Source organism: Escherichia sp. MOD1-EC5433, from assembly GCF_002966005.1.
Lineage (GTDB): Bacteria > Pseudomonadota > Gammaproteobacteria > Enterobacterales > Enterobacteriaceae > Escherichia > Escherichia ruysiae.
The window spans coordinates 64,202-88,914 of record NZ_PTRL01000011.1; the positions used below are offsets into that span (position 1 = coordinate 64,202).

19 protein-coding genes and 1 pseudogene are annotated in these 24,713 nt (G+C 51.3%); 8 read left to right on the forward strand and 12 right to left on the reverse strand.

Features of this window, described 5'->3' with window-relative positions:
- Nucleotides 1-29 precede the first annotated feature (29 nt).
- The 4 genes from C3D30_RS19080 to fdhD all read right to left on the reverse strand — a co-directional run bounded on the left by C3D30_RS19080 (nt 30) and on the right by fdhD (nt 6,572).
- Nucleotides 30-1,070 (reverse strand): YiiG family protein, encoded by a 1,041-nt coding sequence (locus C3D30_RS19080; protein ID WP_105285853.1) that lies wholly within the window; start codon nt 1,068-1,070, stop codon nt 30-32.
- 211 nt (nt 1,071-1,281) lie between these two features.
- Nucleotides 1,282-3,588: a tetratricopeptide repeat protein gene (locus C3D30_RS19085; protein ID WP_000382008.1), complete on the reverse strand. Its 2,307-nt coding sequence runs from the start codon at nt 3,586-3,588 to the stop codon at nt 1,282-1,284.
- Between the two features lies 1 nt (nt 3,589).
- Nucleotides 3,590-5,425, reverse strand: coding sequence for an ATP-binding protein (locus C3D30_RS19090; protein WP_105287267.1), 1,836 nt, complete (start codon nt 5,423-5,425; stop codon nt 3,590-3,592).
- Nucleotides 5,426-5,735: 310 nt separating this feature from the next.
- A complete protein-coding gene (fdhD, locus tag C3D30_RS19095; protein WP_105287268.1) occupies nt 5,736-6,572 on the reverse strand; it encodes a formate dehydrogenase accessory sulfurtransferase FdhD in 837 nt (278 codons plus the stop codon).
- A 193-nt stretch (nt 6,573-6,765) separates the two neighbouring features.
- Here fdhD and fdnG point away from each other — a divergent pair, with 193 nt between their 5' ends.
- The 4 genes from fdnG to fdhE are packed head-to-tail and all read left to right on the forward strand — an operon-like array spanning nt 6,766 to nt 12,289.
- Nucleotides 6,766-9,816, forward strand: coding sequence for a formate dehydrogenase-N subunit alpha (gene fdnG, locus C3D30_RS19110; protein ID WP_010723259.1), 3,051 nt, complete (start codon nt 6,766-6,768; stop codon nt 9,814-9,816).
- Nucleotides 9,817-9,828: 12 nt separating this feature from the next.
- Entirely contained in the window at nt 9,829-10,731 is a 903-nt protein-coding gene (gene fdoH, locus C3D30_RS19115; protein WP_000331377.1) for a formate dehydrogenase O subunit beta, read from the forward strand.
- Nucleotides 10,728-11,363 (forward strand): formate dehydrogenase cytochrome b556 subunit, encoded by a 636-nt coding sequence (fdoI, locus tag C3D30_RS19120; RefSeq protein ID WP_000829031.1) that lies wholly within the window; start codon nt 10,728-10,730, stop codon nt 11,361-11,363. Before fdoH ends, fdoI begins: the two co-directional genes overlap by 4 nt.
- The gene (fdhE, locus tag C3D30_RS19125; RefSeq protein WP_000027708.1) at nt 11,360-12,289 is read left to right on the forward strand and encodes a formate dehydrogenase accessory protein FdhE; all 930 of its coding nucleotides are present in this window, start codon (nt 11,360-11,362) and stop codon (nt 12,287-12,289) included. Before fdoI ends, fdhE begins: the two co-directional genes overlap by 4 nt.
- Nucleotides 12,290-12,641: 352 nt before the next feature.
- Here fdhE and C3D30_RS19130 read toward each other — a convergent pair whose 3' ends face one another.
- The 7 genes and pseudogenes from C3D30_RS19130 to typA all read right to left on the reverse strand — a co-directional run bounded on the left by C3D30_RS19130 (nt 12,642) and on the right by typA (nt 18,483).
- Complete coding sequence (locus C3D30_RS19130) at nt 12,642-12,839, reverse strand: ribbon-helix-helix domain-containing protein (protein ID WP_001251295.1); 198 nt, start codon at nt 12,837-12,839, stop codon at nt 12,642-12,644.
- 431 nt (nt 12,840-13,270) lie between these two features.
- A complete protein-coding gene (fabY, locus tag C3D30_RS19135) occupies nt 13,271-14,212 on the reverse strand; it encodes a fatty acid biosynthesis protein FabY (RefSeq protein ID WP_001297068.1) in 942 nt (313 codons plus the stop codon).
- A gap of 44 nt (nt 14,213-14,256) precedes the next feature.
- The gene (dtd, locus tag C3D30_RS19140) at nt 14,257-14,694 is read right to left on the reverse strand and encodes a D-aminoacyl-tRNA deacylase (protein ID WP_000560983.1); all 438 of its coding nucleotides are present in this window, start codon (nt 14,692-14,694) and stop codon (nt 14,257-14,259) included.
- A complete protein-coding gene (locus C3D30_RS19145; RefSeq protein ID WP_000920721.1) occupies nt 14,691-15,563 on the reverse strand; it encodes a virulence factor BrkB family protein in 873 nt (290 codons plus the stop codon). Before C3D30_RS19145 ends, dtd begins: the two co-directional genes overlap by 4 nt.
- Nucleotides 15,557-16,156 carry a glucose-1-phosphatase gene (gene yihX, locus C3D30_RS19150; protein ID WP_105287269.1) on the reverse strand — a complete coding sequence of 200 codons (600 nt, stop codon included), beginning with the start codon at nt 16,154-16,156 and terminating at the stop codon, nt 15,557-15,559. The genes C3D30_RS19145 and yihX overlap by 7 nt, the downstream gene beginning before the upstream one ends.
- Before the next feature lie 140 nt (nt 16,157-16,296).
- Nucleotides 16,297-16,413 (reverse strand): annotated as a pseudogene (locus C3D30_RS20515) (aldose 1-epimerase); the annotation flags it as partial.
- A 246-nt stretch (nt 16,414-16,659) separates the two neighbouring features.
- Nucleotides 16,660-18,483, reverse strand: a complete 1,824-nt coding sequence (gene typA, locus C3D30_RS19165) for a ribosome-dependent GTPase TypA (RefSeq protein ID WP_000570663.1) — start codon at nt 18,481-18,483, stop codon at nt 16,660-16,662.
- A 372-nt stretch (nt 18,484-18,855) separates the two neighbouring features.
- Between typA and glnA the strand changes: the two genes are divergently transcribed.
- The 4 genes from glnA to C3D30_RS19190 all read left to right on the forward strand — a co-directional run bounded on the left by glnA (nt 18,856) and on the right by C3D30_RS19190 (nt 23,132).
- Nucleotides 18,856-20,265, forward strand: coding sequence for a glutamate--ammonia ligase (glnA, locus tag C3D30_RS19175; RefSeq protein WP_001271712.1), 1,410 nt, complete (start codon nt 18,856-18,858; stop codon nt 20,263-20,265).
- Nucleotides 20,266-20,439: 174 nt separating this feature from the next.
- Nucleotides 20,440-21,489: a nitrogen regulation protein NR(II) gene (gene glnL, locus C3D30_RS19180; protein WP_000190576.1), complete on the forward strand. Its 1,050-nt coding sequence runs from the start codon at nt 20,440-20,442 to the stop codon at nt 21,487-21,489.
- Between the two features lie 11 nt (nt 21,490-21,500).
- The gene (gene glnG, locus C3D30_RS19185) at nt 21,501-22,910 is read left to right on the forward strand and encodes a nitrogen regulation protein NR(I) (protein WP_105285867.1); all 1,410 of its coding nucleotides are present in this window, start codon (nt 21,501-21,503) and stop codon (nt 22,908-22,910) included.
- Nucleotides 22,911-23,021: 111 nt separating this feature from the next.
- Nucleotides 23,022-23,132, forward strand: a complete 111-nt coding sequence (locus tag C3D30_RS19190) for a YshB family small membrane protein (RefSeq protein ID WP_000893993.1) — start codon at nt 23,022-23,024, stop codon at nt 23,130-23,132.
- Nucleotides 23,133-23,283: 151 nt separating this feature from the next.
- On the opposite strand, the gene hemN is transcribed toward C3D30_RS19190, so the two are convergent.
- Nucleotides 23,284-24,657: an oxygen-independent coproporphyrinogen III oxidase gene (gene hemN, locus C3D30_RS19195; RefSeq protein WP_000116119.1), complete on the reverse strand. Its 1,374-nt coding sequence runs from the start codon at nt 24,655-24,657 to the stop codon at nt 23,284-23,286.
- Nucleotides 24,658-24,713 lie beyond the last annotated feature (56 nt).

Genomic DNA, 24,713 nt, shown 5'->3' on the forward strand with positions numbered 1-24,713 from the left:
ACTACATTGCGCACAAGAATCAGAAACGTTTAACGTAGGCGATTATAATCATCGACCATTTCGTTGTACTCGCGTAATGCTCGTGGAAATGAGTCTTCGACCATCCAGCTTGAGTTTGCGTCCTGAAGTTGCTCTTTATCCCAGTCGGAGTACGGGACTTTATCTCTAATGCGGCGAACATATTTTTTAGCCTCAAGCTGATATTGGTCTGCCGAATGGATGAATGAGAAATTCATGCCACCTTTATCCGCTTCTTTGGCCTGCGCCACCAGCGTTTCCAGCTCAGTCACTTTCTTCATTGCCGCTTCGGCATCAAACTTATCTTGCGAGATCAGGTTATTAATTTGTTTCGCTGAGATCATGACTGCCAGAGAGTAGTAGTGGAATGTTTTCCCTTCTCTTTCTTCAATATTTTTCAGTTCCGCAAGCTGGCGCTTATCATTAATTTCCTGAATTGCCGCATGATAAGATTCTGCTACAGGTTCAAAGGCTTCAAGATTTTTTAAGAATGTCTGGTGCAGCGTTTTCCCTTTGGCAAACGCATCGTCTTTATAATTTTCCTGGGTGTAATATTTATCCATTTCGTTAATGGTATTACCCAACGCCACGGCAGCATCGATATAACTCACCGCCACGCCGTCAATAGGTTGCAGTGCAGGCGTTAACGCCACAGCACTTTTCACTCCTTTCTCACACTCTGAGAGATTGGATTCACTAATACTGTAGATGCCATAGACAGTCCTCTCTTTACCGGTAGGCCCCTGTTTAAAATCTTCCAGCCAGTCAGCATAACGCGCCAGACTACGCTGTACAGGGATCTGTAACTTGTTGTAGCACTTGATATAGACATCCATTTTTTCGTCGAAAACCGCTTGTTCATCGACCACCGGTTGCGCAGGCGTTTCAGGCTTAGCTTCTGCTTTTGCAACGGGGGCTTCAGGAGCTGGTGCGGCAGGTTGACTATTGGCGGGCGGGGGAGTTTCTGTTTCGGCTTTTTTATCATCACATCCAGTGATACCGAGGGCCATTATGGCGATAATAATAGCTGAAGATAATAAATTCCTTTTCATTTAATTGCCTTATAAATAGATAAATAAGAGAGTGAATATAATAAAGGAAAAAAGAAAGCGTCACTACACGCGTTTTGTTTATAAATAAATAGCTACAATTCACTGAATGAATAAGTCCTGTAATTTCATATATAAATTACAGGACTTAATTCAATTAACAGTTCAACCGTTACGGGAGGGAAGTTTCTGCCCCCCATTATTTAAACCTACATTACATCCCATAACGTTCAGAAATAGCAGCATGTTTCTCTTCGTTCGCTCCGGCTTCTTTGGCAAGTCGCCACCAGCACAACGGATGTTCCCAGTCTGCGGTTAACTCACTTAGCGTTTTATCAATATTAGCTTTAGCAACCGAACGCGGCGCGCTGATAACAAAATAGAACGCGGGCAGTGGCTCGGCATCTTCTCCCTGATGACTGTCCGTTAACGTATAGTCATCGTTACTGTTGCTCCAGTAGTACCAGTTTCGTTCACGTAGCGCCTCACGGAAGGCATTAAACTGTTCTTCACCAGGCATAACGCCTTCGCAGAACCAGGACTCGCCGTACTCAGTCGGGATAATGGTTTTCAGGCAGGCATAAAGCGGGGTGAAATTCTTCTGTTCTTCCTCATCTTCAGGCCGGGTATTCAACATTTCCGCATCGAAAACGACAATTTCATCAACATGTTGTGGGTAATCAGTCCGGTAGGTTGGTTCAATAATCCTTGCCGTTACCGGTCCAATCCGCTGGGCATAGTAATAGCGGTATTCGAAGTTTTCCCGGAAACGGATATTCAGTAACCCCCATTTTTCGTCAATAAAACCTTCACCTTCCGTGAGTTCGATTTCCAGTTCTGCGGCGATAGTCCGCACCAAATCCCACTGTTGTAAGATGCTGGCGGTCGCCATGATATCCCACTGGAGATTGCGAATATCTTCTTCACGGCTAATCATAAGTTGCTGCAATTGCTGTAAATAATCCAGCTGCCGATCCCAGGCTTCCTGTTTTTGTGCTGCCCAGGAGCACATGCGATAAACGCCGATCCACTCACGCCCTTTTTCATTTTGCAGCAACTGTTGCCCAATCGACTCCAGTTCACTCCAGTCTTCCTGTTGGTTGATCACTCGCGCGCGGAACCACAAGGCCATATGTAGTAGCCCAGCCCGTTCATACTGCTTCGCCAGTTGTTCGATCGCTTGCTGATCGCCACGGTGTAGCAGGAGATCCAGCAGATCGAAGCAAAGGCCGTTATCTTCCTGGATGTGGCTTTCAACATAGCTTTGCAGCAGTTCAATCGACTCATCAATCGCATTGCAAGCCTTTAACGCATTGACCAGTTTACCCAGCAATTCCGTATCATCTGGCGTGTTCAGGTAAGCACGGCGGAATATTTCGACGTCTTTTTCGGGGTCAGGCTGCGTTTCTTCATCGCTATTTTCAGGCGATTCAACAACCGGGCGAGCAAGCAGTTCCGCCTCTTTAGCGGCAATTTTTTCACTAAGTTCGAGAAACTCGCGATCAACCCCCAATAACGCGCGTAATTTCGGTATGTGCCGCTGAGCCAGTTTCATCGCCATTTTGGCAACCCAGACGGATTCACGCTCCAGTGCCAGAGTGATTTGCAGTTTCGCCAGATCAACCACTTTGCGGTGCGCCCCGGCCTGTGAACGGTGCTCCAGCATTTTTTGGATGATTCGCGCCAGTTGCCAGTGGTTTCTCTGTGGATTGCGGGGCAGTAATTCAGTAATAATCTTCAGCCATAGTCCCCATGAATAGGGAGTCAGATCTGACCAACGCGGCAATTCCTCCCAGACTTCTTTGTCCTGCCCGCATAACGCCATGATGTACAGTTTTTTGAGTTGATAATTGATGCGGTCGCGTCCCCAATAATCATTCTCTTTTGCCAGTTCATCAATCACTTCACGTGCTTCATCGTAACGCTGAAGGGCAACCAAAATATCGGCACGGGTTGCCAGCAGTGCTTCTAAATATTCACTCCCCGATACTTTTACCGCATCGATTTGCCTGTCGATATAAACCAACGCCTCTTCTGTTCTGTTGGAATCCATCAGCGCACTGGCATATTCGCAGGATAAACACATAAAGCAGCTCCAGGTCGGATCAATGCGCGCGATGGTTTCTTCACACACCGCCATGCGTTCATTGGCCCAGCCTGGGGCATCTATATTCTCGTAGCAGGCGGATAAATCCTGTGTAACGCAGATAGATTGCGGGCAATCTTTCGCCTCTTCCCGATGCGCTTTTTCAAACAGCGCCACCACGTCAGGCAGCACTTTTTCGCCTTCTTCGTAGTTGGTCAGACGATGGCGCATCTCCCAGTGTCCGATAAATATTTCCAGCCACGGATTTTTTGCCACCTGATTCAGTGCTTTCATTTCCGGTAATAACGAATCGCACTTTTCCATTTGCAGATGTAAAACACCTTCAGAAAAATCATCAATTATCTGCGGAATATACTCCTGCCCGGCATCACGCAACTCCTGGCTATATTTGTTGTACCACTCCCATGTATCCATTTTATTTTCCTTGATTAATTAAGACAGGAATAACCTGAGTAAAATCATCCAGCGCCTGGTGTAAATCCCACTGCTGTTCTTTATTACCGCTGGAGCACAAAATTACTTTCAGCGATTTTAATAACCGTAATGCCGCCGCTGGCTGTTGCTGATGTTGTAATGCCGTCACCAGTTGCATAACGCAGGGGTTATTGAGATTAATATACAGACTTGACGTTTTGGTCTTTTGGATTTGCGAGGTGAATTGCCGCGCCAACATTAACGCTGCGGTGCTAATACGTTTATCCGCGTCATCCTGTTCAAGAATTTTTTTTAATTCCGCTTCCCGATCTGGCGTTACCACTAATGGTAAAACGGCCGGTTCGAAGCGCGAGATAATTAATTGTTCGCCATCGCAAAGATGCTCTTCGAGATAAGCCACCTGCTCTTCGGGTAATTCCGCCAGGCTGAACAACTGCTCATTGCCCGTTTGCGTACCGACTTCGATAATCCGGCAATGATATAACAGCGCCCAGCGGCGTAAAAATGGCACCACCGCATAGCGATCGCCACGGGCTACAGGTCGTTGCAGAATGTGGAACAACATCTCTTCAAAACCGCCGTCGCGGCTTAACAGAATATGAATGCTGTTATTAACGCGTAAATCTTTCGCCAGCAGCGCACCTTTTGACGTTGGCACCTGTAAACGGTCTTTGAGCAAATCAAACAGACGGTCATCACACAACGCAGCACCAAGCAACGCTTCGTTGTGGCGCATTAATACCCTTCGCCAGATTTCTGGCTGATTTTGTGCGAGATCGGACAAACCAGAAATCAGCGCCTCTTTTAACGCCTCCTGCACCGCGACCCAGGTTTCGTCCCGTTGCAGATCTTCCCGGCTCGCCGTCGGCGTCAGTTTCGAAGACTCAATCACACCGCCGATAAAACCGGCCCAGGGCGGTAACAGCTCACGCGCTTCATCATCAAGTAACATGCCGCGCAAAAACAGCGACAGGTTGCGGTTATCGCTGGTGCCGTAGGTTGCGCCATCCTGAATCCATAAAATTCCAACTGCATCGCTCATTCCCGCTGGCACCACCGGAATGGTGCAAATAGGTTCAAAAGAAGATTCAAACTGGGCGGCAAAGGCGAGATTTTTCCGCTGTACCAGCGCGCGGTGCATCGTTACGCCATCTGGCGTTTCTTCACGCCACGGTGGCTGGAGTTTGTTCACCGGCTCGCTGGCGTCCCCCACATAGACCGGTTCGTGCAGCAATATGCAGTAGCGGGAAAGGACGCGGTTCAGCAAATTGTTACTCGCCAGATGGCTGTACTCTTCTTTGAGCGTCAGAATCACCTGCGTCCCCGGCTCCGAGGCCTGATGCGGCGTAACGGTATATTTTTGCCCGTCGGTAGAGTGGTATTTCCAGCTCTGATCCGGCGTTTGCCAAGATGTAGTCAACACCGTGACCTCTTTCGCCAGTACAAATGCCGACAAAAAACCGAGGCCGAACATACCAATTAAACCGGTGTTGTAATCCTGCTGGCGCAGCATTCGGGTATAACCCACGCCCACTGTAGCCAGGAAGCCGTGAATTTCGCTTTCTGTCAGGCCTGCGCCAGTATCGCTGATGGTGATGGTTGACTTCGCTACGTCTGCCACCACACGAATCGCGTTATCCTTTGGCGCATCGGGCTGCTCAATCCTGCGGCGCACGATCGCATCATGGCCGTTCTGCACCAGCTCGCGCACGGCAACCACGGGAGTGGAGTAAAGATGCTTACTGAGCACCTCAATTAAGCCGTTTAAATTAACTTCTGTAGAATATGAACTGCCAGGTAACTGTAATGTACTCATTTTTCAATACTCATAATCCATCACCCACTATTGAAAATACATCGCTGTTTTTACAACCGGTGCAAGGTTTGTTATTTTCATTCACTCATCGGAAACATTTATTTATTGACACGATGATTAAAACAAAATGTCTTATATAAATAATGATTAATTCTTAAAGGATTAATGCGACTGGAGTATATCGATATAAACCGGAGTTAACGAGATAATTTCTTGTGGTGAAATTATTATTTAAATGCTGAATAACATATTCAGCATTATTTAATAAAAAAATAAAACCGCAATCCAGGATCAGAATTGCGGTACTTCTTTAATTATGAATCAACCGTTGCGGATGGGTATAAATCGTCGCCCGTCCCGGCTTACAAAAACCTACCAGCGTCAGGTTACATCGCTCGGCGACTTCTACGGCAAGCGTTGTCGCGGCAGACACCGCAAACAGAATTTCTACCCCGCACATCGCTGATTTTTGCACCATTTCATAGCTGGCACGGCTGGAAACCAACACCGCACCCTGCTGCCAACGTTCACCTTCTTGCGCCCGCCGACCTAACAGTTTATCCAGCGCCACATGACGACCCACATCTTCATGTCCGCCCGCCAGTTCGCCAGACAGCAACATCCAGGCTGCGGCATGGGTACAACCGGTCAGTTGCCCCACGGGCTGGAAGTCATTGAGATGGCGTAATGCATCATCCAGTTTGTTGAGATCAAACGTCTGGGTGAACGGCAGCGGCTGCACCGGTTTACCGATGTCGTTAAGTTGCTCCACGCCACATACGCCACAGCCCGTACGCCCTGCCAGCGCCCGGCGGCGCTCCTTCAGCCCCATAAAGCGACGGCTGGAAAGTTCGATTTGCACTTCCAGACCATTACACGAGGGAACAACATCCATGCCGAAAATATCACGCGGGCTTTCGATTATTCCTTCGGAAAGCGAAAAACCAAGCGCAAAGCGTTCAAGGTCTTTTGGCGAAGCCATCATCACTACGTGCGAAATGCCGTTGTAGACCAACGCAACGGGAACTTCTTCCGCGACTTCATCAAGCCGGGAATGTTGTAAATCGTCACGCTGCCATAACTCAATTTGTCGCATTCCCGTGATATTTGTCACATTTTTGATTTCTTTTTGCTGTGTTTTTTTCACTTTCTCTTAACCAGATAAGAACACACACACCAAGATTATGGTATTCTGTTACAAACCCTTCCTGGATGGAGGGAAATTGAGCCAATTCTGGACCTTTGCGGCCCCTTCCGCAAAGAAAAATAACTCCCACTCCCTGCACACGCAGCAAGCGAATGTAAATGGGACGTGACAATGTCGAAACAAGGAGCAATCCATGCAGGTCAGCAGAAGGCAGTTCTTTAAGATCTGCGCTGGCGGTATGGCAGGCACCACGGCAGCGGCACTGGGCTTTGCACCCAGCGTAGCACTCGCGGAAACAAGGCAGTATAAACTGCTGCGCACCCGCGAAACCCGTAATACCTGCACCTATTGTTCTGTTGGTTGCGGGCTGTTGATGTACAGCCTCGGTGACGGAGCAAAAAACGCCAAAGCATCTATCTTCCATATCGAAGGCGATCCGGATCACCCGGTCAACCGTGGTGCACTTTGTCCGAAAGGCGCTGGCCTGGTGGATTTTATCCACTCCGAAAGCCGTCTGAAGTTCCCGGAATACCGTGCGCCTGGTTCTGATAAATGGCAGCAAATCAGTTGGGAAGAGGCGTTTGATCGCATCGCCAAACTGATGAAAGAAGACCGCGATGCGAACTACATTGCGCAAAACGCCGAAGGCGTGACTGTTAACCGCTGGCTCTCCACCGGGATGCTGTGTGCTTCCGCGTCGAGTAACGAAACCGGCTATTTAACGCAAAAATTCTCCCGCGCGCTGGGTATGCTCGCGGTCGACAACCAGGCGCGTGTCTGACACGGACCAACGGTAGCAAGTCTTGCTCCAACATTTGGTCGCGGTGCGATGACCAACCACTGGGTCGACATCAAGAACGCCAACCTCGTCGTGGTGATGGGCGGTAATGCCGCTGAAGCTCACCCGGTAGGATTCCGCTGGGCGATGGAAGCCAAAATTCACAACGGCGCGAAGCTAATTGTGATTGATCCTCGCTTTACGCGTACGGCGGCGGTGGCTGACTACTATGCCCCTATTCGTTCCGGTACTGACATTGCTTTCCTGTCAGGCGTATTGCTGTACCTGCTGAACAATGAAAAATTCAACCGCGAATACACCGAAGCCTATACCAACGCCAGCTTGATCGTGCGTGAAGATTACGGCTTTGAAGATGGCCTGTTCACCGGCTACGACGCGGAAAAACGCAAGTACGATAAATCCTCCTGGACTTACGAACTGGACGAAAACGGCTTCGCCAAACGCGATACCACGCTGCAACATCCACGCTGCGTGTGGAACTTGCTGAAACAGCACGTTTCCCGTTATACGCCAGATGTGGTTGAAAACATCTGTGGTACGCCAAAAGACGCGTTCCTGAAAGTCTGCGAATACATCGCCGAAACCAGTGCACACGATAAAACCGCCTCGTTCCTCTACGCGCTCGGCTGGACGCAACACTCCGTTGGTGCGCAGAACATCCGTACCATGGCGATGATCCAGCTGCTGCTCGGCAACATGGGGATGGCAGGTGGCGGCGTTAACGCCCTGCGCGGTCACTCCAACATTCAGGGGCTGACGGATCTGGGGCTGCTGTCGCAGAGCCTGCCGGGTTACATGACGCTGCCAAGCGAGAAGCAGACCGATCTGCAAACCTACCTTACCGCCAACACGCCGAAACCGCTGCTGGAAGGCCAGGTAAACTACTGGGGCAACTACCCGAAATTCTTCGTCTCAATGATGAAGGCCTTCTTTGGTGATAAAGCGACGGCGGAAAATAGCTGGGGCTTTGACTGGTTGCCGAAGTGGGATAAAGGTTACGACGTCCTGCAATACTTCGAGATGATGAAAGAGGGCAAGGTCAATGGCTATATCTGCCAGGGCTTTAACCCCGTTGCCTCATTCCCGAACAAAAACAAAGTGATCGGTTGTCTGTCGAAACTGAAGTTCCTCGTCACCATCGACCCGCTGAACACTGAAACCTCTAACTTCTGGCAGAACCACGGTGAGCTGAACGAAGTTGATTCGTCGAAGATCCAGACCGAAGTGTTCCGCCTGCCATCGACCTGCTTCGCGGAAGAGAACGGTTCAATCGTTAACTCTGGTCGCTGGTTGCAGTGGCACTGGAAAGGTGCGGACGCCCCAGGGATTGCACTGACCGACGGCGAGATCCTCTCCGGTATCTTCCTGCGCTTGCGCAAGATGTATGCCGAACAGGGTGGCGCGAACCCGGATCAGGTACTGAACATGACCTGGAACTACGCCATTCCGCATGAGCCATCTTCAGAAGAAGTGGCGATGGAGAGCAACGGTAAGGCGCTGGCCGATATTACCGATCCAGCAACCGGTGCGGTTATCGTTAAGAAAGGCCAACAACTTAGTTCGTTCGCCCAACTGCGCGATGATGGTACGACTTCCTGTGGCTGCTGGATTTTCGCAGGTAGCTGGACGCCGGAAGGCAACCAGATGGCACGCCGAGATAACGCCGATCCGTCTGGCCTCGGTAACACGCTGGGCTGGGCATGGGCATGGCCGCTTAACCGCCGCATCCTGTATAACCGCGCCTCCGCAGACCCGCAGGGTAACCCGTGGGATCCGAAGCGTCAGTTGCTGAAATGGGACGGCACCAAGTGGACCGGCTGGGATATTCCGGACTACAGCGCAGCGCCTCCGGGCAGCGGCGTTGGGCCGTTTATCATGCAGCAGGAAGGCATGGGGCGTCTGTTTGCTCTCGATAAGATGGCGGAAGGTCCGTTCCCAGAACACTACGAGCCGTTTGAAACGCCGCTGGGGACTAACCCGCTGCATCCAAACGTTATCTCGAATCCGGCTGCGCGTATCTTTAAAGATGACGCTGAAGCATTGGGTAAAGCCGATAAGTTCCCGTATGTCGGAACCACCTATCGTCTGACCGAGCACTTCCACTACTGGACCAAACACGCGCTGTTGAACGCGATTTTGCAACCAGAGCAGTTTGTGGAAATCGGTGAGTCGCTGGCGAATAAACTTGGCATTGCTCAGGGCGATACCGTGAAAGTCTCCTCCAACCGTGGCTATATCAAAGCCAAAGCGGTGGTGACCAAACGTATTCGCACGCTGAAAGCGAACGGCAAAGATATCGATACCATCGGTATTCCGATTCACTGGGGCTATGAAGGCGTGGCGAAAAAAGGCTTTATTGCCAATACGTTGACGCCATTCGTCGGTGATGCGAACACGCAGACGCCGGAGTTTAAGTCCTTCCTTGTGAATGTGGAAAAGGTGTAACGGAGACGACATATGGCTTATCAATCTCAAGATATCATTCGTCGTTCCGCGACTAACGGTCTGACCCCCGCGCCTCAGGCGCGGGACTTCCAGGAAGAAGTGGCGAAACTCATCGACGTCACCACCTGTATCGGCTGTAAAGCCTGTCAGGTGGCGTGTTCAGAGTGGAACGACATTCGCGATACCGTCGGCAATAACATTGGGGTGTACGATAACCCCAATGATTTAAGCGCCAAATCGTGGACGGTAATGCGCTTCTCGGAAGTGGAGCAGAATGACAAACTGGAATGGCTGATCCGCAAAGACGGCTGTATGCACTGTTCCGATCCGGGCTGCCTGAAAGCGTGCCCGGCGGAAGGTGCAATTATTCAGTATGCCAACGGCATCGTCGACTTCCAGTCCGAGCAGTGCATTGGCTGCGGTTATTGCATTGCGGGCTGTCCGTTCGACATTCCGCGCCTCAACCCGGAAGACAACCGCGTCTACAAATGTACGTTGTGCGTTGACCGCGTGGTGGTTGGGCAAGAACCGGCCTGTGTGAAGACCTGCCCGACGGGCGCGATTCATTTCGGTACGAAAGAGTCGATGAAAACGCTGGCGAGCGAGCGTGTGGCTGAGCTGAAAACCCGTGGTTACGACAATGCGGGTCTGTACGATCCGGCTGGCGTCGGTGGTACACACGTTATGTACGTGCTGCACCATGCTGACAAGCCGAATCTGTATCATGGCTTGCCGGAGAACCCGGAAATCAGCGAAACCGTGAAATTCTGGAAAGGCATCTGGAAACCGCTCGCGGCTGTTGGCTTTGCGGCTACCTTTGCGGCCAGTATCTTCCACTACGTGGGTGTCGGTCCGAACCGTGCGGATGAGGAAGAGAACAATCTGCACGAAGAGAAAGACGAGGAGCGCAAATGAAACGACGTGACACCATCGTGCGCTACACCGCGCCGGAACGTATCAACCACTGGGTAACCGCCTTCTGCTTCATCCTGGCGGCGGTGAGTGGGCTGGGCTTTTTGTTCCCATCCTTCAACTGGTTGATGCAAATCATGGGCACACCGCAGCTGGCGCGTATTCTGCACCCGTTTGTCGGCGTGGTTATGTTTGCCTCGTTCATCATCATGTTTTTCCGTTACTGGCATCACAACCTAATCAATCGGGATGATATCTTTTGGGCGAAGAATATTCGTAAGATCGTCGTCAACGAGGAAGTAGGTGACACCGGGCGTTATAACTTCGGTCAGAAATGCGTTTTCTGGGCAGCGATTATTTTCCTGGTTCTGCTGCTGGTGAGCGGTGTGATTATCTGGCGTCCTTATTTTGCGCCTGCTTTCTCAATCCCGGTGATCCGATTCGCGTTAATGCTGCATTCATTTGCCGCAGTAGCGTTAATTGTGGTTATCATGGTGCATATCTACGCCGCCCTTTGGGTGAAAGGCACGATTACCGCCATGGTGGAAGGATGGGTTACCAGCGCATGGGCGAAGAAACACCATCCACGCTGGTATCGTGAAGTCCGCAAGACAACGGAAAAGAAAGCTGAATGAGTATTCGCATAATCCCGCAAGATGAGCTGGGTTCGAGCGAGAAACGTACGGCGGATATGATTCCGCCGTTATTGTTCCCTCGGCTCAAAAATTTGTACAACCGCCGCGCCGAGCGTCTGCGCGAACTGGCAGAAAATAATCCGCTGGGTGATTACCTGCGCTTTGCTGCGCTTATCGCCCACGCCCAGGAAGTGGTGCTGTACGACCATCCGCTGGAGATGGATCTGACTGCACGCATTAAAGAAGCCAGCGCACAAGGCAAGCCACCGCTGGATATTCACGTTCTGCCGCGCGATAAGCACTGGCAAAAACTGTTGATGGCGCTGATTGCCGAGCTGAAACCTGAAATGAGCGGTCCGGCGCTGGCCGTGATTGAGAATCTGGAGAAGGCATCAACCCAGGAGCTGGAAGATATGGCCAGCGCGCTGTTTGCCTCTGATTTCTCCTCCGTCAGCAGCGATAAAGCACCGTTTATCTGGGCCGCGCTGTCGCTCTACTGGGCGCAAATGGCTAACCTGATCCCCGGCAAAGCCCGCGCAGAATACGGCGAACAACGTCAATATTGCCCGGTTTGTGGTTCTATGCCGGTGTCCAGCATGGTGCAAATTGGCACCACTCAGGGTTTGCGTTACCTGCACTGCAACCTGTGCGAAACCGAATGGCACGTGGTGCGCGTAAAATGCAGCAACTGCGAGCAGAGCGGCAAACTGCATTACTGGTCGCTGGATGACGAACAGGCCGCGATTAAAGCCGAAAGCTGCGATGACTGTGGCACTTACCTGAAGATTCTTTATCAGGAAAAAGAGCCGAAAGTTGAAGCCGTGGCAGATGACCTCGCCTCCTTGGTACTGGACGCACGAATGGAGCAAGAAGGCTATGCCCGTAGTTCCATCAACCCGTTCCTGTTTCCAGGTGAAGGGGAGTAATCTCTGACGTTTTCCGGGTGGCGCAGGTCGCCCGGATTACAGCTCATAGGGTGTGATACACCATCTCTCGTATTCCGCGTTACCAATTCAAGTCCATGCTGTCAGTGCCTGTTTGGTCTCAATTTTCCCAGCAACACATCGATAAGGTTATTGGTATGTCACTGATGACAAACGTAAGATTGCCTGATGCGCTACGCTTATCAGGCCTACCCCAAAAACTGCAATATATTGAATTGGCATGATTTTGTAGGTCGAATAAGGCGTGCAAGCCGCATCCGGTATGAACAACGCGCACTTTTCAGTATTCTGATTGGTATCATTTTTGCCATTACCATTCCTCGCGCAGCTTACACTATTCTTCAACACCTACTGCCTCACTCCTTTGCTTGCCGCCTTTTACCCTACGCACCGGAAATTGCTGACGCTCCAGATATTGCTCTACCGCTTCGCGTAAAATTGCAGATCGCGAAACCTTACGCCAGCCCCTGAGCTTATTCAGCCGTTTAATTGCCTCTTCTGATAAATGAAGAAAAACCGTATTCATCGCCATTTTCACCACCTTACATAAATTACTCATTAATGTATGTGCGAAAATTACGCCGAAAAATTAACTGACGAAAGCTTATTTTTTCATACGGTTTTGTTTTTGCGAGACGTTTTCCAGAAATAATACAACAGTTGCAATTATTTTAATTGTTACTCAAAAATGGCTTAGTTATCGCCCAGAATAATTTATTACTCTTAATTAGGCGGGGACACTCCCACAGAAAAGCGACAATAAATAATAAGGATGAGTTATGGGTGTTATGAATATATTATATTCAAGAATATTTTTTTGATTGGGTCTTCATTTGCATCATCCAGGTGGTGTACCCGAAAAAAGTCAGCTTCTTTACAGCACCGGAGATTAAGGTGAAATTAATCATCCGTAACTGACCGGTCAGTGCCACCACCAACCGGTCTTTAATTAAAACGTCCACCCTACTCTTCTTCGTTCCCGCCCTCTTCATACGGGCCAAATGGCTTAGCGGGAAGAACGATATACGTCCCTTCAAACACCGCACCAGGCGTCTCGTCGCCAAAGATTTCAACCTGCATTTGCACCCGCGCTTTACGCCCGCGCGCCAGACGGTCGAGATCGCCACTTAACGCACCGAGGTCGGCTACCGCATGGGGTTTACCGCTAATCGGTTTGCTGTAGCGGATATGCGCATCGGCCAGAATAATCGTTCCGCCGAGATGGCGTTCACGCAGCATCAGCCAGATAAGCCCCCAACCGGTGAGTGTTGCCAGCGAGAATAAACTCCCGGCAAATAACGTATGATGCGGATTCTGATTGCCGGTTTCCGGCATGGTGGTGATAAATTTTTGCCCAGTATATTGCTGAATACGCACGCCCATTTTTTCACTTAATGGGATGTGTTCATACCACGCCTGCTGGAGCTGTGCGCACCAGTCGCCGCGATGCAAAATATCATCCAGAGTAGCGACAGGTTTAATCATCAAAAAATGACGAATGGGCGTGGTAGTTGGTGTGGTGATTTCTCCCTGATTCACAAACCCCAGCTTGGCGAAAAACTCCACCGCATCTTCGCGGGCGCTACAGGTCACGCGTTTAACACCTTCCTGACGCGCCACCGACTCAAGCGTCATCGCCATCAGCGTCCCCAACCCTTTGTCCTGCACGTCCGGGTGTACCGCCATAAAACGGATGGAGGCTTCGTTATCGGCATTGATATACAGCCGCCCTACCGCCACCAGATTACCCTGCTCGTCAACGACCATCTGGTGATGCGCCATCGCATCCCACGCGTCGCGTTCCGAACCTTTCGGTTGATGCAGGGGTTTACGCAACATCTCCCAGCGAAACTGATAGTAACGCTCTAATTCTTCTTCTGTTTGTGGAACCCGAAGGTGATACATAGCGATACTCTCTCTTGTTTCCCGTGATACCCCTGGAAGCTGGCTCATACCTGCAACCAGAATGTCACGGGGCCATCATTGACCAGCGATACCTGCATATCCGCAGCGAAGCGTCCTGTTTGCGTGTTCATCTCCTGCTGACGGCAGCGTTCGACGAAATAGTCATATAACGCCTCTGCGCGATCCGGTGATGCGCCTTTGGAGAAACTTGGGCGCATCCCTCGTTCGGTATCTGCGGCAAGGGTAAACTGGGAAACCACCAGCACACTGCCGCCGGCCTGTTGCACGTTGAGATTCATCTTGCCTTCGGCATCGCTAAAGATGCGATAGCCGAGCACACGCTCGCACAGACGGTTTGCTTTCTGTTCGTCGTCATCCTTTTCGACACCCAATAACACCAAAAGTCCCGCGCCAATTTCGCCCGTCACTTCTCCCTCCACGGTGACGCTGGCACGGGTTACGCGTTGAATTAATGCAATCATGGTTCGTCGTCTTCTTCTTGTTCAGCTGCTTGTTTTAGTTTGCGGTATTCCCCGAGAGTGACAGTAATTTCCGCGCCAAGCAAGACGATACACCATGTCCAGTAGACCCAGACGAAGAGAATGGGGATCACCGCCAGTACGCCGTAAATGAGCTGATACGACGGGAACATGGTGATATAAAGCGCGAAACCTTTCTTTCCTGCTTCGAACAGGAGCGCGGCGACAAACGCGCCGACAATAGCGTCGCGGTTAGGTACGCGGATGGTAGGAACAATGCTGTACAGCAGCCAGAAGGAGATCCACGACAACAGCAGCGGAAAAATACGCAGCACATTGTCGATGACGGTATTGAGATCGCTCGCCCAGCGCAGGGAGAGCAAATAGGAACTGATCGCCAGACTGGCCCCTGCCAGCAGCGGCCCCAGCGTTAAAATCATCCAGTACACGGCAAACGAGTAAATTTTGGGACGCACCCGTTTACTGCGCCAGATGGCGTTAAGTGCGCTATCGATGGAGTACATCAGCAATAACGCCGTGACGATCAGGCCACATGCCCCGACGGCGGTCATCTTGTTGGAATTGGCAACAAACTGTTCGATATATTGCTGGATAACATCGCCGGTGGCAGGCAGAAAGTTGGCGAAAATAAAGTGACGCAACTGAATGCTGACGTCGGAAAACATGGGAAAAGCGGCGAAAAGCGCAAAAACAACGGCAACCAGCGGCACTAATGAGAGCAACGACACATAGGCAAGGTTACCTGCCAGGGTTGTCATGTTGTCCTCATTAATGCGTTGCCAGAGTAGTTTCAGCCAGGCCCATAGCGGACGGGTACGATGCCTGGCTTTTTCATGGATGGTTTTTAGCATAACACCTTCGCGAAATAGTCCGGGATGGTGGTTTTATCTTTTACCTGAATGCTGGTAATGCCTAGCTGATTAGCCCCTTCTATATTATCGGCGTTGTCATCGAAAAAGACGGTATCATCTGGTGAAAAACCTTCTGCCTGTAAAACATGCTGGTAGATCCGCGCTTCCGGTTTGCGCATACCTAAATCTTGCGACAGATAGATATGGTCGGCAGCGTTGCGGATTTCCGGGTATTCCTCCGGCCAGAAAGTGGTATGCAGGCGGTTAGTATTGGAAAGCACCACCACGCGATGCCCCTGTTCACGCAGTTTATGCATGATATCGATCACTTCCGGGCGCAGCGCGACAAACACTGCCTGCCAGCCGTGGGAGAACTGCTCGTAGCTTAGCGGTAAGGCCATCTCATGGCACAGCGCCTCTGCGAACGCTTCATCGCTAATTTCCCCACGTTCATGCTGATGAAACGCCTCCCCCATATGAAAACTCTTCTTAAGCGTAGCCAGCGGAACGCGCGTTAAATCGCTCCAGGTTCCCAGCACACGGTTAAAGTCGATATCGACAATCACATTACCTAAATCAAAGATATAGAGCATTTTTGCCTCCTTTCTCGCCACAGGAAATTAACTGTAGCGGGAAAGGAGGGGTTTGGCTATGTGGCAATAAGGGTAATCTTGTGACGCTGATTGCGAAAAAGCAGAGTAATTTCACTGGCTTTTTCGCAATAGATGAATGGTTAAGATTCAGGCGTAAATGGCCAACGGGTTTCGATGACCAGCGGCTTATCTTGCGTCACAAATTCCGGCGTTAGATTTATTGCGTCAGGTGCCTGGGTAAGCGGGTTAACCCAGGTGCATCGCGCTGGATGAAATCATAGCCTTTATTTTGAGGATGGCTGGGAAAGGCATTGCGATGGGTAATGGCGAGTGCCTGTGCTGAAAGTGTTATTGGTCACAACAACACTGACGCGATTGCGGATTTTCTCCGTGTGCAGGGCTTTCGATAATGCCTGATGCGATGCTGACGCATCTTATCAGACCTGCAAAGGCAAAAAAAAACCTGCCATCACTGGCAGGTTTTTCACGACTAAAAAGAAAAATTAATCTTCTTTTGGACCACGGTTCGCGCGGCGACGATCGTTTTCCGTCAGGTGACGTTTACGAATACGGATAGAGGTCGGAGTAACTTCTACCAGTTCGTCATCATCGATGAACTCCAGTGCTTGTTCCAGAGTCATGCGGATTGGCGGAACCAGAACAACGGCTTCGTCAGTACCGGAAGCACGCATGTTGGTCAGTTTCTTACCGGTCAGGCAGTTTACAGTCAGGTCGTTAGAGCGGCTGTGAATACCGATAATCTGACCTTCGTAAACTTCTGCACCGTGACCGAGGAACAGCTTACCGCGATCCTGCAGACCAAACAGCGCGAACGCTACCGCTTTACCCTGGCCGTTAGAGATCAGTACGCCGTTCTGACGCTGACCCACTTCACCCGGACGTACGTCGTCGTAGTGGCTGAAGGTGGAGTACAGCAGACCCGTACCGGAAGTCATGGTCATGAACTCAGAACGGAAGCCAATCAGACCACGGCTTGGGATCACGTAGTCGAGACGTACGCGGCCTTTACCGTCTGGATTCATGTTTTTCAGCTCGCCTTTACGCTCGCCCAGCGCCTGCATTACAGAACCCTGATGCTGTTCTTCAACGTCCAGAGTCACGTTTTCGAACGGCTCTTGTTTACGACCGTCGATTTCACGGAAGATAACTTTCGGACGGGATACCGCCAGTTCGAAACCTTCACGACGCATGTTCTCAATAAGAACAGACAGGTGCAGTTCGCCACGACCAGAAACGCGGAACGCATCGGCGTCTTCGGTTTCTTCTACGCGCAGCGCAACGTTGTGTACCAGTTCTTTGTTCAGACGATCCAGAATCTGACGAGACGTTACGAACTTACCTTCTTTACCGCAGAACGGAGAGGTGTTAACGCAGAAGAACATGGAAACGGTCGGCTCATCAACGGAGAGTGCCGGCAATGCTTCAACGTTTTGCGTGTCGCAAACGGTGTCAGAAATGTTCAGCTCGCCAAGGCCAGTGATCGCCACGATATCGCCAGCTTCCGCCAGATCGGTTTCGATACGCTCCAGACCGAGGTGGCCCAGCACTTTACCGACTTTCGCGTTACGGGTTTTGCCTTCGCTATCGATGATAGTAACCTGCTGGTTCGGCTTCACTTTACCGCGCTTGATGCGGCCAATGCCGATAACGCCAACATAGCTGTTGTAATCGAGCTGAGAAATCTGCATCTGGAACGGACCGTCAAGGTCAACGTCCGGCGCAGGAACGTGGTCAACAATCGCCTGGTACAGCGGGGTCATGTCTTCCGCCATATCTTCGTGATCCAGACCCGCGATGCCGTTCAGCGCAGAAGCGTAAACGATCGGGAAGTCCAGCTGCTCGTCGGTCGCGTCGAGGTTAACGAACAGGTCAAATACCTGATCCACAACCCAGTCAGGACGCGCGCCAGGGCGGTCAACTTTGTTGATAACAACAATCGGCTTCAGGCCGTAAGCAAACGCTTTTTTGGTTACGAAACGCGTTTGCGGCATCGGGCCGTCAAATGCGTCAACCACCAGCAGCACTGAGTCTACCATGGACATTACACGTTCAACTTCACCACCGAAGTCGGCGTGCCCCGGGGTATCAACGATGTTGATACGGTAATCATTCCATTTGATAGCGGTGTTTTTCGCGAGGATGGTAATCCCACGCTCTTTCTCCAAATCGTTGGAGTCCATCACGCGCTCTTGGGTTTCGGCACGAGAGTCGAACGTACCGGATTGTTGGAGCAGCTTGTCTACCAGGGTGGTTTTACCATGGTCGACGTGCGCGATGATGGCGATATTACGCAATTTTTCGATCACAACTTTGCCTCAGGCATTAGAAATAGCGCGTTATTGTACACGGATTAATCGCACTACAAAACAGGATCACAAACATCCTCCGCAAACAAGTATTGCAGAGTCCCTTTGTGATCGCTTTCACGGAGCATAAAAAGGGTTATCCAAAGGTCATTGCACCAACATGGTGCTTAATGTTTCCATTGAAGCACTATATTGGTGCAACATTCACATCACGGTGCAGCCCTTTTGCACGATGTTAAGCATGATAACGCCTTTTAGGGGCAATTTAAAAGTTGGCACAGATTTCGCTTTATCTTTTTTACGGCGACACGGCCAAAATAATTGCAGATTTCGTTACCACGACGACAATGACCAATCCAGGAGAGTTAAAGTATGTCCGCTGAACACGTACTGACGATGCTGAACGAGCACGAAGTGAAGTTTGTTGATTTGCGCTTCACCGATACCAAAGGTAAAGAACAGCACGTCACTATCCCTGCTCATCAGGTGAATGCTGAATTCTTCGAAGAAGGCAAAATGTTTGACGGCTCCTCGATTGGCGGCTGGAAAGGCATTAACGAATCCGACATGGTGCTGATGCCAGACGCATCCACCGCAGTGATTGACCCGTTCTTCGCCGACTCTACCCTGATTATCCGTTGCGACATCCTTGAACCTGGCACCCTGCAAGGCTATGACCGTGACCCGCGCTCCATCGCGAAACGCGCCGAAGATTACCTGCGCTCTACTGGCATTGCCGACACCGTACTGTTCGGGCCAGAACCAGAATTTTTCCTGTTCGATGACATCCGTTTCGGATCTTCTATCTCCGGTTCTCACGTTGCTATCGACGATATCGAAGGCGCATGGAACTCCTCCACCCAATACGAAGGTGGTAACAAAGGTCACCGTCCGGCAGTGAAAGGCGGTTACTTCCCGGTTCCGCCAGTAGACTCAGCTCAGGATATCCGTTCTGAAATGTGCCTGGTAATGGAACAGATGGGTCTGGTGGTTGAAGCACATCACCACGAAGTAGCGACCGCAGGTCAGAACGAAGTGGCAACCCGCTTCAATACCATGACCAAAAAAGCTGACGAAATTCAGATCTACAAATATGTCGTTCACAACGTGGCGCACCGCTTCGGTAAAACCGCGACCTTTATGCCAAAACCGATGTTTGGTGATAACGGCTCCGGTATGCACTGCCACATGTCGCTGTCTAAAAACGGCGTTAACCTGTTCGCAGGCGACAAATACGCGGGTCTTTCTGAGCAGGCGCTGTACTACATTGGCGGCGTAATCAAACACGCGAAAGCGATTAACGCGCTGGCAAACCCGACCACTAACTCTTACAAGCGTCTGGTTCCGGGTTACGAAGCACCGGTAATGCTGGCTTACTCTGCGCGTAACCGCTCTGCTTCTATCCGTATTCCGGTGGTTGCGTCTCCAAAAGCGCGTCGTATCGAAGTACGTTTCCCGGATCCGGCCGCTAACCCGTACCTGTGCTTTGCTGCCCTGCTGATGGCGGGTCTTGATGGTATCAAGAACAAGATCCACCCAGGCGAAGCGATGGACAAAAACCTGTATGACCTGCCGCCGGAAGAAGCGAAAGAGATCCCACAGGTTGCAGGCTCTCTGGAAGAAGCACTGAACGAACTGGATCTGGACCGCGAGTTCCTGAAAGCCGGTGGCGTGTTCACTGATGAAGCAATCGATGCGTACATCGCCCTGCGTCGCGAAGAAGATGACCGCGTGCGTATGACTCCGCATCCGGTAGAGTTTGAGCTGTACTACAGCGTCTAATAGTTGAAGTTGTACTACCCGGCGCGAACAACGCCGGGATTTAGTTGCCGTGGAAACTTTCAGCCCATCTCTGCATGGGCTTTTTTCTCCGTCATTTCTCTGATGCTTCGCGCTTTTTATCCGTAAAAAGCTATAATGCACTAAAATGGTGCAACCTGTTCAGGAGACTGCTTTATGGCAACAGGCACGCAGCCCGATGCTGGGCAGATCCTCAACTCGCTGATTAACAGTATTTTGTTAATTGATGACAATCTGGCGATACATTACGCCAACCCCGCCGCGCAACAACTGCTCGCCCAAAGCTCCCGCAAATTGTTCGGTACGCCGTTACCGGAACTGTTGAGCTACTTCTCATTAAATATCGAATTAATGCAAGAAAGTCTGGAGGCGGGGCAAGGGTTTACCGATAACGAAGTGACGCTGGTGATTGACGGGCGCTCGCATATCCTTTCTGTGACAGCTCAGCGTATGCCTGATGGCATGATCCTGCTGGAGATGGCACCAATGGATAATCAGCGCCGCTTAAGTCAGGAACAGCTACAGCACGCCCAGCAGGTGGCTGCCCGCGATTTGGTACGCGGCCTGGCACATGAGATTAAAAATCCGCTTGGCGGTTTACGTGGCGCGGCACAGCTACTCAGCAAAGCGTTGCCCGATCCATCGCTGCTGGAATATACCAAAGTAATTATCGAGCAGGCGGACAGATTACGTAATCTGGTCGACCGTCTGTTGGGGCCGCAACTGCCCGGTACGCGTGTTACCGAAAGTATTCACAAGGTGGCAGAGCGCGTAGTGGCGCTGGTATCGATGGAACTGCCGGGTAACGTGCGGTTGATTCGTGATTACGACCCCAGCCTGCCGGAACTGGCGCACGATCCGGATCAAATTGAACAGGTATTGCTGAATATTGTGCGTAATGCGCTACAGGCACTGGGACCGGAAGGCGGCGAAATTATTCTGCGTACCCGCACCGCGTTTCAACTGACCTTGCACGGCGAACGCTATCGGCTGGCAGCGCGGATCGATGTGGAAGATAACGGGCCGGGTATCCCGCCTCACTTACAGGATACGCTGTTTTACCCGATGGTCAGCGGTCGCGAAGGCGGCACCGGGCTTGGCTTATCCATCGCCCGTAATTTGATTGATCAGCATTCAGGCAAAATTGAATTTACCAGTTGGCCAGGTCATACCGAGTTCTCGGTTTACCTGCCTATCAGGAAATAAAGGTGACGTTTATGCAACGAGGGATAGTCTGGGTAGTCGATGACGATAGTTCCATCCGTTGGGTGCTTGAACGTGCGCTCGCTGGGGCGGGTTTAACTTGTACGACGTTTGAGAACGGCGCGGAGGTGCTGGAGGCGCTGGCGAGCAAAACGCCGGATGTGCTGCTTTCAGATATCCGTATGCCCGGAATGGACGGGCTGGCGCTGCTCAAACAGATTAAACAGCGCCACCCGATGCTTCCGGTCATCATTATGACCGCGCACTCGGATCTGGATGCCGCCGTTAGCGCCTATCAACAAGGGGCGTTTGATTATCTGCCCAAACCGTTTGATATCGACGAAGCCGTGGCGCTGGTTGAGCGCGCCATCAGCCATTACCAGGAACAGCAGCAGCCGCGCAATATTCAGCTTAACGGCCCAACAACCGATATCATCGGCGAAGCGCCAGCCATGCAGGACGTGTTCCGTATTATCGGTCGGCTCTCGCGCTCTTCTATTAGCGTGTTGATCAATGGCGAGTCCGGCACCGGTAAAGAGCTGGTCGCTCATGCCCTGCATCGCCACAGCCCGCGAGCCAAAGCGCCGTTTATCGCGCTGAATATGGCGGCTATCCCAAAAGACTTGATCGAATCAGAACTGTTTGGTCACGAGAAAGGCGCGTTTACCGGTGCCAATACCGTTCGTCAGGGCCGTTTTGAACAGGCCGATGGCGGCACGTTATTCCTTGATGAAATTGGCGATATGCCGCTGGATGTGCAGACACGGTTACTGCGCGTGCTGGCAGACGGTCAGTTTTACCGCGTTGGCGGCTATGCGCCGGTGAAAGTGGATGTGCGTATTATCGCTGCGACCCACCAGAACCTGGAACTGCGCGTGCAGGAAGGCAAGTTCCGCGAGGATCTGTTCCACCGCCTGAACGTTATCCGCGTTCATCTGCCGCCACTGCGCGAGCGTCGGGAAGATATTCCCCGCCTGGCGCGCCATTTTTTACAGGTTGCCGCGCGCGAATTGGGCGTAGAAGCGAAGTTGCTGCATCCGGAAACCGAAGCCGCCCTGACGCGTCTGGCGTGGCCGGGGAACGTGCGCCAACTGGAAAACACCTGCCGCTGGTTAACGGTGATGGCCGCCGGACAGGAAGTGTTGATTCAGGATTTGCCAAGCGAACTGTTTGAATCAACCGTACCGGAAAGTCCTTCCACTATGCAACCGGACAGTTGGGCAACATTGTTAGCACAGTGGGCAGATCGGGCGCTGCGTTCCGGTCATCAAAACCTGCTTTCTGAAGCGCAGCCAGAGCTGGAGCGGACGTTACTAACTACTGCTTTGCGACATACGCAGGGGCATAAACAGGAAGCAGCGCGACTGCTTGGTTGGGGACGTAACACCCTGACACGTAAGTTAAAAGAGTTGGGGATGGAGTGATTCACGGCTGGTGTGTAAAGATTGATTATTGAGCGCAAATTGCTGTTATTTTGCACTTTACTGTTCCGATAAGTTCAGTATGATCTTGCCCGGAAAACGGGGGAAGTCATTATGCTGGAATCAATAATTAATCTGGTATCGAGTGGCGCAGTTGATAGCCACACACCGCAAACTGCCGTTGCGGCCATCCTGTGTGTCGCGATGATTGGGCTGTTTAGCTGAAGCTCGTGGTTTATGCCGGATGCGGCCTACAAAAGCAATAATTTCAACAGGTTTTGTAGGCCTGATAAGCGTAGCGCATCAGGCAACCTTGTTCTCAGTACATTGATGGCGCTTTCGTTTTCTAACTTGTAAACGAAGCGCCATTCACTATTTAAATCACCCGTGAGAACTGCTGCATCCGCGCTTTCTGGCGCAGATAAGTATCGAAGCACATGCAAATGTTGCGGATCAGCAAGCGGCCTTTCGCCGTCACCTGAATCCCCTTCTCATTGACATCCACCAGCCCATCTTTTGCTAACGGGGCGAGAAGCTTGAGATCTTCCGCAAAGTAATCAGCGAAGTGCAAATCCCACTGTTGCTCAATGGGGGCGTAATCCAGACGGAAATTGCAGATAAGCGACTTAATCACATCGCGGCGAATACAGTCATCGCGCGTTAACGCAATACCGCGCCACAGCGCATTGCCTTGTTCATCCACCTGCTGATAGTACTGCTTCAACTCTTTCTGGTTTTGCGCGTAGCAGTCGCCAATCATGCTGATGGCTGAAACGCCCATCCCCAGCAGGTCGGTATCCCCCTGAGTGGTGTAGCCCTGGAAGTTACGATGCAGCACGCCTTCACGCTGAGCCACAGCCAGCTCGTCATCCGGGCGGGCAAAGTGATCCATACCAATAAACTGATAGCCCGATTGCGTCAGGAAGGCGATGGTTTCTTGCAGAATATCGAGTTTCTGCTGCGGACTCGGCAGGTCAGCATCTTTGATTTTACGCTGAGCAGCAAAAATGGTCGGCAGATGTGCGTAGTTAAAGACACTCAGACGATCGGGGTTAAGTTCCGCTACGCGTTTCAGGGTAAAAGCGAAACTCTCCGGCGTCTGTTTCGGCAGGCCGTAAATCAGGTCAATGTTGGTGGAGGTAAAGCCAATCTCACGCGCATGGTTAAGCAGCGCAAAGATGAACTCTTCATCCTGCTCACGGTTAACCAGACGCTGCACTTCTTTGTTGAAGTCCTGCACGCCCATGCTCAGACGGTTAAAACCTTCGGCACGTAAATGATCGAGTACATCCAGTTCGATTTCACGCGGATCGACTTCGATCGAGATTTCCGCGTCGGCATTGAACTGGAAGTTTTCCCGCAGCAGCTTCATCAGGCGGCTGATTTGCGTTTTATTCAGATACGTCGGCGTACCACCGCCCCAGTGCAACTGACTAACGTGACGCCCGGCAAACAGCGGTGCACGATGGACGATTTCTTGCTCCAGCGCGTCCAGGTATTGGTCAGCCTTGTGCTGCTGGCGTGTGACAATCTTATTGCAACCGCAGAAGTAACAAAGCTTATGGCAGAACGGGATATGTACGTAGAGAGATAATGGACGCTCAGGATAGCGCGCCACGGCTTGTAAAAACGCCTGTTCGCCAAAGTTTTCTGAAAACTCCAGCGCGGTCGGGTACGAGGTGTATCGTGGCCCGGAATAATTATATTTCTGGATCAGGGCCAGATCCCAGTCGATTTGCTGTACAGACATGCTCACTCCTTCCGATGGCGTCTCTGGCGGCTACGGCGTACCGACGGATGCCCGGT

Excerpts from the sequence above, each read along its gene's own strand:
- C3D30_RS19080 (WP_105285853.1), bottom strand. The coding sequence starts at position 1,070 with ATGAAAAGGAATTTATTATCTTCAGCTATTATTATCGCCATAATGGCC.
- C3D30_RS19085 (WP_000382008.1), bottom strand. The coding sequence starts at position 3,588 with ATGGATACATGGGAGTGGTACAACAAATATAGCCAGGAGTTGCGTGAT.
- C3D30_RS19090 (WP_105287267.1), bottom strand. The coding sequence starts at position 5,425 with ATGAGTACATTACAGTTACCTGGCAGTTCATATTCTACAGAAGTTAAT.
- fdoH (WP_000331377.1), top strand. The coding sequence starts at position 9,829 with ATGGCTTATCAATCTCAAGATATCATTCGTCGTTCCGCGACTAACGGT.
- fdoI (WP_000829031.1), top strand. The coding sequence starts at position 10,728 with ATGAAACGACGTGACACCATCGTGCGCTACACCGCGCCGGAACGTATC.
- fdhE (WP_000027708.1), top strand. The coding sequence starts at position 11,360 with ATGAGTATTCGCATAATCCCGCAAGATGAGCTGGGTTCGAGCGAGAAA.
- C3D30_RS19130 (WP_001251295.1), bottom strand. The coding sequence starts at position 12,839 with ATGGCGATGAATACGGTTTTTCTTCATTTATCAGAAGAGGCAATTAAA.
- fabY (WP_001297068.1), bottom strand. The coding sequence starts at position 14,212 with ATGTATCACCTTCGGGTTCCACAAACAGAAGAAGAATTAGAGCGTTAC.
- dtd (WP_000560983.1), bottom strand. The coding sequence starts at position 14,694 with ATGATTGCATTAATTCAACGCGTAACCCGTGCCAGCGTCACCGTGGAG.
- C3D30_RS19145 (WP_000920721.1), bottom strand. The coding sequence starts at position 15,563 with ATGCTAAAAACCATCCATGAAAAAGCCAGGCATCGTACCCGTCCGCTA.
- yihX (WP_105287269.1), bottom strand. The coding sequence starts at position 16,156 with ATGCTCTATATCTTTGATTTAGGTAATGTGATTGTCGATATCGACTTT.
- glnA (WP_001271712.1), top strand. The coding sequence starts at position 18,856 with ATGTCCGCTGAACACGTACTGACGATGCTGAACGAGCACGAAGTGAAG.
- glnL (WP_000190576.1), top strand. The coding sequence starts at position 20,440 with ATGGCAACAGGCACGCAGCCCGATGCTGGGCAGATCCTCAACTCGCTG.
- glnG (WP_105285867.1), top strand. The coding sequence starts at position 21,501 with ATGCAACGAGGGATAGTCTGGGTAGTCGATGACGATAGTTCCATCCGT.
- C3D30_RS19190 (WP_000893993.1), top strand. The coding sequence starts at position 23,022 with ATGCTGGAATCAATAATTAATCTGGTATCGAGTGGCGCAGTTGATAGC.
- hemN (WP_000116119.1), bottom strand. The coding sequence starts at position 24,657 with ATGTCTGTACAGCAAATCGACTGGGATCTGGCCCTGATCCAGAAATAT.